Annotated in this window: 11 protein-coding genes and 1 pseudogene; 10 read left to right on the forward strand and 2 right to left on the reverse strand. The window is 52.4% G+C overall.

Translation table 11 applies throughout. From position 1 onward, the window contains the following. Positions 1 to 5 precede the first annotated feature (5 nt). Positions 6 to 1,544, reverse strand: a complete 1,539-nt coding sequence (gene ilvA / locus NB640_RS07540) for a threonine ammonia-lyase, biosynthetic (RefSeq protein WP_269310422.1) — start codon at positions 1,542 to 1,544, stop codon at positions 6 to 8. A 149-nt stretch (positions 1,545 to 1,693) separates the two neighbouring features. Here ilvA and NB640_RS07545 point away from each other — a divergent pair, with 149 nt between their 5' ends. The 9 genes and pseudogenes from NB640_RS07545 (at position 1,694) to nudB (ending at position 10,520) form a co-directional block, all read left to right on the forward strand. Then, the gene (locus NB640_RS07545) at positions 1,694 to 2,185 is read left to right on the forward strand and encodes a YqaA family protein (protein WP_269308131.1); all 492 of its coding nucleotides are present in this window, start codon (positions 1,694 to 1,696) and stop codon (positions 2,183 to 2,185) included. 26 nt (positions 2,186 to 2,211) lie between these two features. Next, positions 2,212 to 2,655, forward strand: coding sequence for an HIT family protein (locus tag NB640_RS07550; protein ID WP_269308132.1), 444 nt, complete (start codon positions 2,212 to 2,214; stop codon positions 2,653 to 2,655). 48 nt (positions 2,656 to 2,703) lie between these two features. Continuing rightward, on the forward strand, positions 2,704 to 3,441 hold the full coding sequence (ubiE, locus tag NB640_RS07555; protein WP_269308133.1) for a bifunctional demethylmenaquinone methyltransferase/2-methoxy-6-polyprenyl-1,4-benzoquinol methylase UbiE: 738 nt from the start codon (positions 2,704 to 2,706) through the stop codon (positions 3,439 to 3,441). 16 nt (positions 3,442 to 3,457) lie between these two features. After that, entirely contained in the window at positions 3,458 to 4,393 is a 936-nt protein-coding gene (locus tag NB640_RS07560) for a Tim44 domain-containing protein (protein WP_269308134.1), read from the forward strand. 165 nt (positions 4,394 to 4,558) lie between these two features. Continuing rightward, on the forward strand, positions 4,559 to 6,127 hold the full coding sequence (ubiB, locus tag NB640_RS07565; protein WP_269308135.1) for a ubiquinone biosynthesis regulatory protein kinase UbiB: 1,569 nt from the start codon (positions 4,559 to 4,561) through the stop codon (positions 6,125 to 6,127). Positions 6,128 to 6,317: 190 nt separating this feature from the next. Then, positions 6,318 to 7,760: a sodium:solute symporter family protein gene (locus NB640_RS07570; RefSeq protein ID WP_269308136.1), complete on the forward strand. Its 1,443-nt coding sequence runs from the start codon at positions 6,318 to 6,320 to the stop codon at positions 7,758 to 7,760. A gap of 55 nt (positions 7,761 to 7,815) precedes the next feature. Further along, positions 7,816 to 7,947 (forward strand): annotated as a pseudogene (locus NB640_RS07575) (FmdB family zinc ribbon protein); the annotation flags it as partial. Between the two features lie 240 nt (positions 7,948 to 8,187). Further along, a complete protein-coding gene (gene aspS / locus NB640_RS07580; RefSeq protein ID WP_269308137.1) occupies positions 8,188 to 10,005 on the forward strand; it encodes an aspartate--tRNA ligase in 1,818 nt (605 codons plus the stop codon). Between the two features lie 29 nt (positions 10,006 to 10,034). Next, entirely contained in the window at positions 10,035 to 10,520 is a 486-nt protein-coding gene (gene nudB / locus NB640_RS07585) for a dihydroneopterin triphosphate diphosphatase (protein WP_269308138.1), read from the forward strand. Positions 10,521 to 10,586: 66 nt separating this feature from the next. On the opposite strand, the gene NB640_RS07590 is transcribed toward nudB, so the two are convergent. Then, entirely contained in the window at positions 10,587 to 11,363 is a 777-nt protein-coding gene (locus tag NB640_RS07590) for a peptidylprolyl isomerase (RefSeq protein ID WP_269308139.1), read from the reverse strand. A gap of 225 nt (positions 11,364 to 11,588) precedes the next feature. On the opposite strand from NB640_RS07590, the gene NB640_RS07595 reads away from it, so the two are divergent. Next, the gene (locus NB640_RS07595; RefSeq protein WP_269308140.1) at positions 11,589 to 13,403 is read left to right on the forward strand and encodes an ABC transporter substrate-binding protein; all 1,815 of its coding nucleotides are present in this window, start codon (positions 11,589 to 11,591) and stop codon (positions 13,401 to 13,403) included. The last annotated feature ends 54 nt before the right edge of the window (positions 13,404 to 13,457 follow it).

Genomic DNA, 13,457 nt, shown 5'->3' on the forward strand with positions numbered 1-13,457 from the left:
AAGGATTATTGCCCGAGAAAGAGCTTGTAGACCGGGTTGTCTGTTTCATTCTGGAAAGGATAGCCGATACCGGTAAGAAATTCCCGGAAAGCTTTTCTTTCATTTTTGGGAACTTGCAGGCCGACAAGAATGCGTCCGTAATCGGCGCCGTGATTACGGTAATGGAAAAGGCTGATATTCCAGGTAGGCTGCATGCAGGATAGAAAACGCATCAGTGCGCCTGGCCTCTCCGGAAATTCAAAGCGGTAAAGCAGTTCATTTTCAGCAAGCGCGCTTTTTCCCCCTACCATATAGCGGATATGCAGTTTGGACAGTTCGTCGTTGGTCAGATCGATGGTGGAAAAGCCATGCCGGTCGAAATTTCCGGCAATACGGGAGGCCTCTTCCCGGTTCTGGACTTCCAGCCCGACGAAAATATGGGCCTGTTTTTCATCACTGATGCGATAGTTGAATTCCGTGATGTGGCGGGGACCGACCAGTTCGCAAAAACGTCGGAAACTGCCGAATGCTTCCGGTATGGTGACAGCAAAGACGGCTTCGCGGTTTTCACCGAAATCAGCCCGTTCCGCAACAAAGCGCAGGCGGTCGAAATTCATGTTGGCACCGCTGGCAATGGCGATCAGTGTTTCATTTTTTAGCGGCTTTCCCCCTTTTTTGCGTTGTTCGACATAGGCCTTGACACCAGCCACCGTCAGCGCGCCTGCCGGCTCAAGGATACTGCGGGTATCTAAAAACATGTCCTTGATGGCGGCACACACGTCATCGGTATCCACCTCAATGACCTCATCCACGTACTTTCTGGCGAGTCGGAAGGTTTCTCGTCCCACCTGTTTGACTGCCGTGCCGTCAGAAAAAAGGCCCACCTCTGACAACGTAACGCGGCGTCCGGCTTTCAGGCTTTTCGCCATGGCATTGGAATCCGATGTTTCCACCCCAATGATTCTGATATCAGGCCGGATTTGCTTGATATAAGCCGCAACACCGGAAATCAGGCCACCGCCGCCGATGGCAACAAAAACCGCGTGAATGGGCGCCGGGTGCTGGCGCAGGATTTCCATGCCGATGGTTCCCTGCCCGGCAATGACATAAGGATCGTCAAAAGGATGAATGAATGTCAGCCGGTGTTTTTTTTCCAGCGCCATGGCGTGTTCACAGGTATCTGAAAAGGAGTCGCCATAAAGCACCACGTCGACATTGTCCCCGCCATGTTCCTTTACCGCTTCAATCTTTACTGGCGGCGTTGTGGTGGGCATGACAATCATTGCGCGGCAGCCCAGGCGGTTTGCCGCGAGCGCGACGCCTTGCGCGTGGTTGCCGGCGGAAGCGCAGATCACACCGTTTTTCAGCTGTTTTGGCGAAAGGTGCGCCATTTTGTTGTACGCGCCACGCAGCTTGAAACTGAAAACACTTTGCATATCTTCGCGTTTGAAAAGAACCGCATTTCCCAGTCGCTGCGAGAGGTGGGACGCCGGTTCAAGCGGTGTTTCATGTGCCACGTCATAAACGCGGGCAGTCAGGATTTTTTTCAGATAGTCGGTCATAATGAGCCTGGATAAGGCGTATCGATTAGCGACACATTATAATCCACTCCGAAAGACTTTTTCCTGCTGTTTGGCGTTCAAACTGATGGTTGTTATCAACTTGAGCGTATCCTGAAACATTATTTGGTGTTTCCTGACAGGTCTGAGAATACATGATTGAATCTGCTGTCCATTGGTTGCTGAGTTATCTTGCCATTCCGGAAATCGGGCTGACATCGGTATTTATCGTCTGCTTTGTTTCCGCGACGCTTTTGCCCATGGGGTCCGAACCGGCGGTGTTTGCTGTCATTGCGGCGGACAACAGCCTTTTCTGGCAGGTCATGGCGGTGGCAACGATCGGCAATACGCTGGGCGGCGCACTCAATTACTGGATCGGGCTGGGAACGCGTGAAGCTTTCGCAAAAGAAAGAGAAACCCGCTGGTTTGGCTGGCTTTCCCGTTATGGTGCCAAGACGATGCTGTTGAGCTGGCTGCCTGGTATTGGCGACCCGATCTGTACGCTGGCCGGCTGGCTGAGGCTGCCTTTCTGGCCCAGTGTGTTTTACATGGCGGTGGGCAAATTTTTCCGGTATCTCATCATGACAACACTGTTATTATATATTCCCCAGGAATACTGGCGCAGCATCGCCGCTTTTCTGGGATGAGGGATAATTTTTCAATGGATGGACAAATGAAACCCGACTGTGTGTTGTGCCAGTCTTCGCCAGGCGAGCAGATCGCGGCTGAAAGCAAAAAATGGCGGATCATACACGTTGATGATTTCCTGTACCCCGGTTTTTTCCGGGTTATCTGGCATTCGCACGTGGCGGAGATGACAGAATTGTCCTTGCCGGATCGCCAGGAGCTGATGACGGTGGTTTTTGCGGTTGAGCGTGCGCTTCGTGACGTCATGCATCCTGACAAGGTGAATCTGGCGAGTCTGGGCAATATGGTGCCGCACCTGCACTGGCATGTTATCCCCCGTTTCAGGGACGATGCGCATTTCCCGGAATCTGTCTGGGGAACGAAACAGCGTGAACCGGCTCCCATTGTGCTGAAAAAGCGGCGCTCGCAGCAGCCGGAAGTGGCAGAGGCGATCAGCCGGATATTGGCACAGCAGGCAAAAGCCTTATAATGGCAGGTTTGTTATTCATTGCCTCCACATTTTCGCCATCAGACAAATATGACGAACAAGAAAACCCATTTCGGCTATCGCCAGATTGACGAGCAGGAAAAAGCGGAAAAAGTGGCTGGCGTGTTCAACCGGGTTGCCCGGCGCTATGATCTGATGAATGATCTGATGTCGGCAGGACTCCACCGGGCATGGAAGGCCTTTGCCGCCACACAGGCCGCTATCCGCAAAGGCTTTAAGGTGCTGGATATTGCCGGGGGAACGGGTGATCTGGCGCTGTCTTTTGCGCGGCAGGCAGGCGATACCGGGCAGGTATGGCTGACGGATATTAATGAATCCATGTTGCGCCTGGGACGTGACAAGTTGTTGAATCAGGGATATCTCGTGCCGGTTGTCACCTGCGATGCGGAACAGCTCCCTTTTCCTGACAATTATTTTGACAGGGTGTCGGTTTCGTTTGGCTTAAGGAACATGACCCGTAAGGAAGTGGCATTAAGCGAGATGAACCGGGTGCTAAAGCCAGGCGGGAAACTGTTGATCCTGGAATTTTCCCGGATCTGGAAACCGCTTCAAAGCCTGTATGACCGGTATTCTTTTTCCGTGCTGCCATGGCTTGGCCGGCAGGTTGCACAGGATGCGGACAGCTATCGCTACCTGGCCGAATCCATCCGGATGCATCCTGATCAGGAATCCCTGCTTCAGATGCTGCAGGAAGCCGGGTTCGTGGGAGTGAAATATTTTAATCTGACAGCAGGTGTTGCCGCGTTGCATACCGGGCTGAAACTGTAAAAAAACTAAGGAAATTATGAAGAAATTATTACTTGCATTTGTCCTGATCTCCAGCCTGTCTACCATGGTGGTAACGGATGCCTATGCCCGGCGTTTTGGTGGCGGCTCCTTTGGCCGCCAGTCGGCCAATGTCAGCCGGATGCAGCGGAGCCAGCCGGCAACCACGCCTTCGCAGCAAAGGCAGGCGGGAACAAACCAGCAGTCACAGCAGCAGGGAGCCAACACGGCAAAGCAGCCCGGCCGTTTTGGCGGGATGCTGGGTGGTGCGCTTCTCGGACTGGGGCTGGGGACACTGCTTGCCCATCTGGGAATCGGCGGTGATATGGCCGGCATGATCAGTATGATCCTGATGATCCTGATTATTTATTATGCCGTGAGAACGATTTTCCGCATGCGCTCGAGAAAACAGCAGCCCTCCTACCAGCAGCAGGCAGCCAATCCGGGCGGTTTTTATGATGTGAACAGTTCCGGCAGCACGCCTGAGATCGGTTCGGGTCTTTCCCACCCCGGTGCTTTTCAGTCGCTGGAAAACACGCCCGCACCGGGTGCGGCAATGGAGCCGCCGCTAACCTGGGATATTCCTGCGGATTTTGAGGTGAATTCCTTTATCCGGAATGCCAGGGCTTACTACATCCGTATGCAGGCAGCGTGGGACAAGGCGGATATTGATGATATCCATGAATTCACCACGCCGGAAATGTATGCTGAAATGAAACTGCAATTACAGGAACGGGGGCCGTCCCCGAATGTGACCGATGTCGTTTCTCTGGACGCTGAGCTTTTAGGCATCGAAACGATTGGTGACGAGTATTTTGCCAGTGTGAAATTCACTGGCACCGTGAGGGAAGACAAGGATGCCGATCTGACGGCGTTTACCGAGGTCTGGAATCTGACCCGTCCGCTTACCGGCAAGGAGGGGTGGGTGCTGGCAGGGGTACAGCTGCTGTCCTGATGGGATTGCTGTCATAAAACATGCCTGAAAAAACCGCCCGCATCAATCCAGCGGGCGGTTTGTTTTGAAAAAGAAGCGGTTTGCTGTAATGTGGTGCCTGAAAGCTGCTTTTGCAGCCGTTCGGCTGTACGATATTCGCGATGACGAACAGGGGGTTGCCGGATTATGCGGAAATTTTGGCGGCTGTTGACGATTTTTTTTGTCGCCGTACGATACGGACTTGATGATGTCATGCTGTCGAGCATGGGGCGTCCACGTTATTTCGTGCTGTTTCGTTATCTCTTTTTCTGGCGCAACCTGTCCATGCCGCGGGGCGCGAGGCTCCGCCTGGCGCTGGAAACGCTGGGGCCGATTTTCATCAAGCTGGGGCAGGCGCTTTCCACGCGTCCTGACCTGATGCCGGAAGATATTATTGCTGAACTGTCCCTGCTCCAGGACAGGGTTCCTCCTTTTGATTCAGACCTGGCTGTCAAGCAGATTACCGACTATCTTGGGGCGCCCCCGGAAGTGCTGTTTGCGCATTTTGACCGGACACCGGTCGCGTCTGCCTCGGTGGCGCAGGTGCATTTTGCCATTTTGCACAATGGAACCGAGGTCGCCGTCAAGGTATTGCGGCCAAACATGCAAAGGCGGGTTGGCCGTGATATTGATCTGATGCGCTCGATTGCCAACTGGAGTGAAAGGCTCTGGGAAGATGCCCGCCGGCTGCGGCTTCGTGATGTGATTGATGAATTCGACAAGTCGCTTCAGGATGAACTGGATCTGATGCGGGAAGCGGCAAACTGCAGCCAGTTCAAGCGCAATTTCGCTGATTCTCCCCTGCTGATTGTGCCGGAGATTTACTGGGAATACTGTTCAAGTGGTGTTATGGTCATGGAGCGGGTGCGGGGCATCCCGGTTTCCCAGACAGACCGTCTGGTGGCAGAGGGCCTTGACCTGAAAAAACTGGCCGAAAACGGGGTGGAAATTTTCCTGACCCAGGTTTTCCGTGATGGTTTTTTTCATGCGGACATGCATCCCGGCAATATCTTTATTTCCGCGGAAATGCCGACCTATGGCCGTTATGTGGTGATTGATTTTGGTATTGTCGGTACACTGAATAATTTTGACAAGGCGTATCTGGCAGAAAATATCCTGGCTTTTTTCCATCATGATTACCGACGGGTGGCCGAAGCGCATATTGAATCAGGGTGGGCACCGAGAAATACCCGGGTCGAAGAGCTGGAGGCAGCGGTACGCACCTGTTGCGAGCCGATTTTTGACAAGCCGCTCAAGGATTTTTCACTGGGGCAGTTGCTGATGCGTCTTTTCCAGACCTCTCGCCGCTTCAATATTGAAATTCAGCCACAGCTGGTCATGCTTCAGAAAACCATGCTGAATATTGAAGGGCTGGGCCGACAGCTCGATCCGGATCTCGATTTGTGGAAAACCGCCAAACCGATTCTGGAAGAATGGATGAAAGAGCAGATCGGATTCAAGGGCATGGTCAAACAGTTCAGGCAGGAAGCGGTGCGATATGGTCATATATTCCCGCAACTGCCGCGCCTGTTTCAGCAGGCCCTGATAAAGATCGCAGAACCCGATGCAGAAAAAGACGCGCTCTTAAAGCAGCTGGTGGCGGAACAGAAACGGACAAGGCGGCTGTTGAACGGCATCATTTATTTTGGATGCGGCCTGATGGCAGGGCTGTTGTGTCTTCGCTTTTTTGGTGGCTGGCGCGTATTGTTCTTCTGATTCTTCCTTTCTTCGGGCCGTAGCAAAAATCGTCTCCCTGCCGGCTTTCCGGTTTCATGCCTAACTCTTTAAAAAACAAGAGAAAAAATTCTCTTTGTGCCGGGCAAAAAAAATCACAAAAAACGGGTGGCTTGCCCTTATAATTGCGAATCTTTTTTTCCCTGGAAATTAAATTGCCTTTTTCGGTTGCATGGACACGCTCATCTGGTTTGTTATTCTGTACTGGGTCATTTCTGTCGGCATCGGGATGTATGCCGCACGTTATGTCAGGAACTCCAAGGATTTCGCCGTTGCCGGCCGGTCGTTGCCCATGTCTGTTGTTACTGCAATGGTTTTTGCGACCTGGTTTGGTTCTGAAGCGGTTCTGGGTATTCCGGCCACTTTTGTCGAGGAAGGTCTTCGGGGTGTCATAGCTGATCCTTTCGGTTCCGCCTGCTGTCTGGTGCTGGTCGGCATTCTTTTTGCACGGCGCCTGTACAGGATGAACCTCATGACCATCAGTGATTATTACCGTAACCGCTTTGGCCGTGTGGTTGAAGTGCTGGTGACCTTATGCATTGTGGTGTCATACCTTGGATGGGTGGCTGCCCAGATCAAGGCGCTGGGCCTGGTATTCAATGTGGTGTCCGGGGGCTATATTTCCATGAACATCGGTATGATTTTAGGGGCTGCCAGTGTACTGATTTATACCCTGATGGGCGGGATGTGGTCTGTTGCGATCACCGATTTTCTCCAGATGATCATTATCGTGGTTGGTATTGTCTATATCTGCTGGGAAGTATCCGGCATGGTAGGCGGTGCCCATGTGGTAATCCAGCATGCAGCCGAAGCGGGCAAGCTCAATATTTTCCCCAAGGCGGAGTTGCGGGATATTCTGTGGTTTTTTGCTGCCTGGTTTACGCTGATGTTCGGTTCCATGCCGCAACAGGATGTCTTTCAGCGGATTGCCTCATCGCGGAATGAAAAAATTGCCCGAAACGCCTCCATCGTGGGCGGCTGTCTGTATGTTCTTTTTGCCATGTTGCCCATGTTCCTGTGTTATTCGGCAACCCTGATTGATCCGGCCATGACCGCGGATCTGATGGAAAAGGATTCCCAGTTGATTCTCCCCACCATGATCATGACGCACATGCCGGTCTTTGCCCAGATCATGTTTTTCGGCGCGCTGCTGTCTGCCATCAAGAGCTGTGCCAGCGCGACCCTGCTCGCGCCATCGGTCACTTTTTCTGAAAATGTGCTGAAGGGATTCATGCCCGGCATGAGTGACAAACAGTCCCTTTTCATGATGCGGATGGTTGTGCTGGTTTTTGCCGCAATTGTAACGGGCTTTGCCATGAGCACGGATTCCAGTATTTTCCAGATGGTTGAAAATGCTTATAAGGTCACACTGGTGGCAGCGTTTGTTCCCCTGATTTTCGGTTTTTACTGGAAACGGGCAAACAGCCGCGGGGCGCTTGTGTCCATGATTCTGGGATTGGCAACGTGGATCGCAATGGAACTGATTGATCCGGAGGGACTGATTCCGCCGCAATTACTGGGCCTGGCAATGTCGCTGGCCGGCATGATTGCCGGATCGCTCCTGTATAAACCGGTTGCTGAAGATATATCAGACTCCGGGCCGGTATCCGTATAAATATGAAAAGAAACGATTTATAATAAAAAGTTTCCGGATTTATTGGAGTAATGATATGCCTATTTATGCTTATCGCTGTGAAGCATGCGGTCATGCAAAGGATGTGCTGCAAAAACTTTCTGACGCCCCGCTCAAGGAATGTCCTTCCTGCGGCAAGGACAGTTTCAAAAAACAGCTGACAGCCGCCAGTGTCAATACCGGCGCAGCAGGAACATCTGCCGGCTTTGCCTCTCCGTGCTCGGGATGCCCCATCGGACATAACGGTCCTTGCGGTTGAACATGCTTTTTTCTGACAGCGCAGAGAAATGACGCGCTGCTGTGTTGGCGGCAACGGCTTTTGCCCTGTGCTTTTTTTCCGGTTCTGTCGCCTGGGCAGAACCGTTTTTATCACTGAATCAATAACCGATTAATTTTTAGGCAAAACAACATGTCGATGCGAACAAACTATTGCGGCCTTACAACAGAAGCACTTATGGGACAGACCGTCAGTCTTTGTGGCTGGGTACACAGAAGGCGGGATCATGGCGGGATTATTTTCATCGATCTGCGTGACCGCGAGGGGTTGGTTCAGGTCGTGTGTGATCCGGATCGTCCTGGCGTTTTTGCCGTTGCAGAATCCATTCGTAACGAGTACTGCATCCGTGTGACCGGTACGGTGCGTGAGCGGCCGGAAGGCACCATTAATCCGAATCTGACATCGGGAAAAGTGGAAGTGTTCTGTGAAGCGCTGGAAATTCTGAATGCCTCGGTGACGCCGCCTTTTATGCTGGACGATGAGCATCTTTCCGAGACAACCCGCCTGACACATCGCGTGCTGGATTTGCGTCGTGCACCCATGCAGCACAACCTGCGCCTCAGGTACAAGGTCACGATGGAGGTTCGCAAGTTCCTCGATGAAAACGGCTTTATTGATATTGAAACCCCGATGCTGACCCGCTCCACCCCGGAAGGTGCGCGGGATTACCTGGTTCCTTCCCGGGTAAATGCCGGTGAATTTTATGCGTTGCCCCAATCTCCCCAGCTTTTCAAGCAGCTTCTGATGGTCTCCGGTTTTGACCGTTACTACCAGATCACCAAGTGTTTCCGTGATGAGGATCTGCGTGCAGACCGTCAGCCGGAATTCACGCAGATCGACTGCGAAACATCTTTCATGAATGAACAGGAAATCCGCGATCTGTTTGAAAACATGCTGCGCGTGGTTTTCAAAAATGCCATTGATACCGAATTGCCATCGCCTTTCCCGGTGATGCCACATAGGGAAGTCATGGCGCGTTATGGCTCGGACAAGCCGGATTTGCGTGTCAGGCTGGAACTGACCGAGCTTACGGATGTGATGAAAAACGTGGAGTTCAAGGTATTCAGTTCTGCGGCCAATATGGCCAATGGCCGGGTGGTTGCGCTTCTGGTGCCGGGTGGCGCCAAAGAGGGCTCGGGCATGCCGCGTTCAGAAATTGATGCCTATACCCAGTTTGTTGCGATTTATGGCGCCAAGGGGTTGGCCTACATCCGTGTCAATGATAAGGAAAAAGGCAGTAGCGGCCTGCAGTCACCTATCGTGAAAAATCTGAGTGATGAGGCGCTGACACAAATCCTGGAGCGTACCGGTGCGCAAAATGGCGACCTGATTTTCTTTGGCGCTGACAAGGCCCGTGTCGTTAACGATGCGATGGGTGCATTGCGTGTCAAAATCGGTCACTCTGAATTCGGGCAGAAGAATGGCCTGCTTGAAGAAGGCTGGAAACCGCTGTGGGTGGTTGATTTCCCGATGTTTGAGCATGACGAGGAAGCCAATCGCTGGGCCGCCGTTCACCATCCGTTTACTTCGCCAAAAGACGGGCATGAAGACTACCTGGAAACCGACCCGGGCCGTTGCCTGGCAAAGGCATACGATATGGTGTTGAATGGCTGGGAACTCGGTGGCGGTTCTGTCCGTATTCACAAACAGGATATCCAGACCAAGGTTTTCCGTGCCCTGAAAATTGATGACGAAGAAGCGCGTGAAAAATTCAGCTTCCTTCTGGATGCGTTGCAGTATGGCGCGCCACCGCATGGCGGGCTGGCTTTCGGGCTTGACCGGATTGTGACGCTCATGACAGGTTCCGAGTCCATCCGTGATGTGATCGCATTCCCGAAAACCCAACGGGCACAGGATCTGCTGACACAGGCACCATCACCGGTGAATGAGCGCCAGCTTCAGGAATTGCATATTCGCCTGCGCAAGACGGAGCAGCCCAAAACGGCCTGAACGGGAAAGTGACTGTCGGACGGATTGTCTTGAAAACATACAAAATACCCGAATCTGTCCTCGTTGTGATTTACACCAGCGAGCGGGATGTCCTCCTGATTGAGCGGGCGGATAATCCCGGATTCTGGCAGTCGGTAACCGGTTCACGGGCAACACAGGAAGAAACACTTGTTGAAACAGCAATCAGGGAAGTCGGGGAGGAGACTGGTATTCGGGTTATTCCTGCGCTTTCTGGTAGTGCTTTGCCGGACAATGTGATTCTGCAGGAAAATCTCCATGACTGGCACATGACCAATCGTTATGAGATTTATCCTGCCTGGCGTCATCGCTTTGCGCCAGGTGTCACGATGAATACGGAGCATGTTTTCGGGTTGTGTGTGCCAAAGGATATTCCTGTTCGGCTTGAGCCGCGCGAGCATCTGCAGTATGCCTGGCTTGACTGGCTTGACGCGGCTGACAGATGCTTTTCCGCTTCTAATGCCGAGGCTATCCTACAGCTGTCGCAAAGGGGATAATCACAACAGCATTAAAAAAGCCGGACATTATGATATGTCCGGCTTTTCTTTTTTAATGGATTTTGCTTATTTGACTTTTGCCTTGGCACGCAACGTCTGGGTATAAGCCTCCCATTTCTGCTCCTGGATGCGCTGGGTAATGCCGGGCCTGGCTTCTTCCAGCGTCGGGAAAGTCAGTTCCCGGGTATCTTCGACCATGATGATGTGGTAGCCGAAGTTGGTTTGTACCGGCTCCTGGGAAAACTCGCCTTTTTTCAGCTTGACGAGTGCCTGCGCAAAGGGATCGACGTACACATTGGGGGCGCTCCATCCCAGATCGCCACCCCTTGCCGCTGTAGGGGTATCGGTGGATTTTTCCTTGGCGATTTCCTTAAACTTGCCGCCGCTTTTCAGCTGCTCAATGATGGTTTTTGCTTCGTCTTCCGAAGCGACCAGGATATGGCTGACCTGATATTCCGTATTACCGGCCTGGGCCTTCAACTGGTCATAGGTTTTTTTGACGTCGGCATCACTGACCGGATTTTTGCTGACAAAGTCACTCATCAGGGCGCGAACCAGAATATTTCTGCGGGTGACTTCCATCTGGGTTTTTACTGCGGGTATGGCCCCCATTTTTTTCTTTTCGGCTTCCTGCACCAGGATTTCACGCATGATCAGGTTTTCTTTTATGCCTGCACGCAGTTCCGGGGTGTCCTGCTGTCCCTGCTGGACCACTTCACTGACAATGGCATTCACATGTGACGCCGGGATGGGTTTTCCGTTGACGACAGCGGCATTTTGTGCAAATGCCGGTAAACTGAGCGCTGCGATTAGTAAAAGCAGGATTCTGGTTGTTTTTTTCATGAGTTGCGTCCTGTTAAATAAGATCAGACCGTCGCGTTTTGTCCGGTCACCTGTGGGTTGTTCAATACAGTCAGACGGACAAAATGTGCCGTCATTTTTCCTGAAATATTGCTTACGGCACAGTAGCATATTCTATATTCAAAAGCGAATGATGGAACAGGTGCTGGGATTTTTTCTCAACTATCGATAAGCTTTATCAAAAGAAAACGAAAGGTGCCGGATGCAATGAAAACAGATAACCGGAAAATGAAACGGGCATGGTGCGCATTGTTGGTCATGATGCTGGCATGTCTTGTCAGCATGCCATCTGATGCGGCTGATCCGGACAAGGTCTTGCGCTATGTTTTCCCGGCGCCGGAAACCGGATTTGATCCTGCCGTTGCCCATGACCTTTATTCTTCACAGGTTATCCGGTCCATTTGCGAGCCGCTTTATACCTATGACTATCTGGCAAGACCCGCCAGGCTGGTTCCGCTGACGGCAGATGGCATGCCGGAGATCAGTGATGGCGGAAAAATCTATACAGTACGCGTGAAAAAAGGGATTTTTTTCGCCAGTGATGCGGCATTCAACGGAAAGCCCCGCGAACTGGCAGCGGCTGATTTTGCCTATGCCATCAAGCGCCTGGCTGACCCCACGGTCCGGTCAGCCTGGGGCTGGCTCGTTGAGGACAAGGTTGCCGGATTGTCGGCGTGGGCAAAAATGACCGGCCGTTCGGGCCGCCCGGATTACAGCCGGCCGGTAAAAGGGCTTGAAATTGTTGATCGTTATACCCTGCGCATACGCTTAAACAAGCCGGACTACAACTTCACCCACATCCTGGCGCATTACCCCACCTGTGCCATGGCGCGGGAGGTCGTGGAAAAGTACGGGGATGCCAGTACCCACGTCATGGCCAACCCCGTAGGTACCGGTGCCTATACCCTGGATCAATGGAAACGGGGGTCCCGTATTGTTCTGGTGGCCAATCCGGACTTCCGGGGTTTTATCTGGGATTTTGCGGCAGGAAGTGATCCGGAAAATTTTCGTATTGTGGAAAAGATGAGGGGAAAATCCATGCCGCAGATCGGCCGGGTGGAAATCAGTGTGATTCCGGAAGATCAGTCGCGCTGGCTGGCTTTTCAAAGCGCCGAAGTGGATATGTTCAATCTGGATGGTCCGCTGGCACCCAAAGCGCTGGCTGAGGGACGTCTGCGACCGGAACTTGTGGCCAAAGGCATTCAGTTGTCACGCACGATTGATGCCGAACTGAGTCATTATTATTTCAACATGCAAAACCCGGTACTGGGGGGGATGGAAAAGGAAAAAATTGCATTGCGCCGCGCAATAGCCATGGCGCACAATGTGGATGAGGAGATCCGGGTGGTCTGGAACGGGGAAGCCATTCCGCTTGAATACCCCATACCGCCAGGGGTAGTGGGGCATGACCCGGACTATAAAAGCAGCGTCAGATATGAACCGGCGGTAGCCAATGCCCTGTTGGACCGTTTTGGCTATACGCGGGGGAAAGACGGCTGGCGTATACAGCCGGACGGCTCCCCCCTGGAAATTGTTTTATCGGCAAGGGCGGACTCTACCGGGCAGCAGCAGAGTGAGATGTGGAAAAAGACATTTGATTCGCTGGGCATCCGGATGAAAAGCGACAAGCGGCTTTTTCCTGATCTGCTCAAAGCGGAAAAACAGTGCCAGTTGATGATGCGGACCAGCCCGTGGATTGCGGATTATCCGGATGGGGATAATTTCATGCAGCTTTTTTACGGCCCGCATGTTGGCCAGAGCAACAATGGCTGCATGAAAATTCCCGAGTTTGACGCCCTGTACGAACAATCGGTTACGCTGCCCGATGGTGAGGAACGCAATCTCCTTTATCATAAAATGGCCCGTATCCTGGAAGTGTATGCGCCGACCCGGATCGGGTATGCCCGCTATCGCAATATGCTGCTTCAGCCTTATATCATCGGTTACAAAAAACATCCGGTCATGCACAGTGAATGGATTTATATTGATATGGATAAAAAGGAGAAACAGGCCCGGAAGTAACAAAGTCTTGGCGTGACTTAAACGCAACCGGGGCGTTTCCCTTTAAAATCGGTT

Source organism: Oxalobacter vibrioformis (assembly GCF_027118995.1).
Lineage (GTDB): Bacteria > Pseudomonadota > Gammaproteobacteria > Burkholderiales > Burkholderiaceae_D > Oxalobacter > Oxalobacter vibrioformis.

What these genes read in the sequence shown, in the direction of transcription:
- NB640_RS07545 (WP_269308131.1), top strand. Translation starts at nt 1,694, where the DNA reads ATGATTGAATCTGCTGTCCATTGGTTGCTGAGTTATCTTGCCATTCCG.
- NB640_RS07550 (WP_269308132.1), top strand. Translation starts at nt 2,212, where the DNA reads ATGAAACCCGACTGTGTGTTGTGCCAGTCTTCGCCAGGCGAGCAGATC.
- ubiE (WP_269308133.1), top strand. Translation starts at nt 2,704, where the DNA reads ATGACGAACAAGAAAACCCATTTCGGCTATCGCCAGATTGACGAGCAG.
- NB640_RS07560 (WP_269308134.1), top strand. Translation starts at nt 3,458, where the DNA reads ATGAAGAAATTATTACTTGCATTTGTCCTGATCTCCAGCCTGTCTACC.
- ubiB (WP_269308135.1), top strand. Translation starts at nt 4,559, where the DNA reads ATGCGGAAATTTTGGCGGCTGTTGACGATTTTTTTTGTCGCCGTACGA.
- NB640_RS07570 (WP_269308136.1), top strand. Translation starts at nt 6,318, where the DNA reads ATGGACACGCTCATCTGGTTTGTTATTCTGTACTGGGTCATTTCTGTC.
- aspS (WP_269308137.1), top strand. Translation starts at nt 8,188, where the DNA reads ATGTCGATGCGAACAAACTATTGCGGCCTTACAACAGAAGCACTTATG.
- NB640_RS07590 (WP_269308139.1), bottom strand. Translation starts at nt 11,363, where the DNA reads ATGAAAAAAACAACCAGAATCCTGCTTTTACTAATCGCAGCGCTCAGT.
- NB640_RS07595 (WP_269308140.1), top strand. Translation starts at nt 11,589, where the DNA reads ATGAAAACAGATAACCGGAAAATGAAACGGGCATGGTGCGCATTGTTG.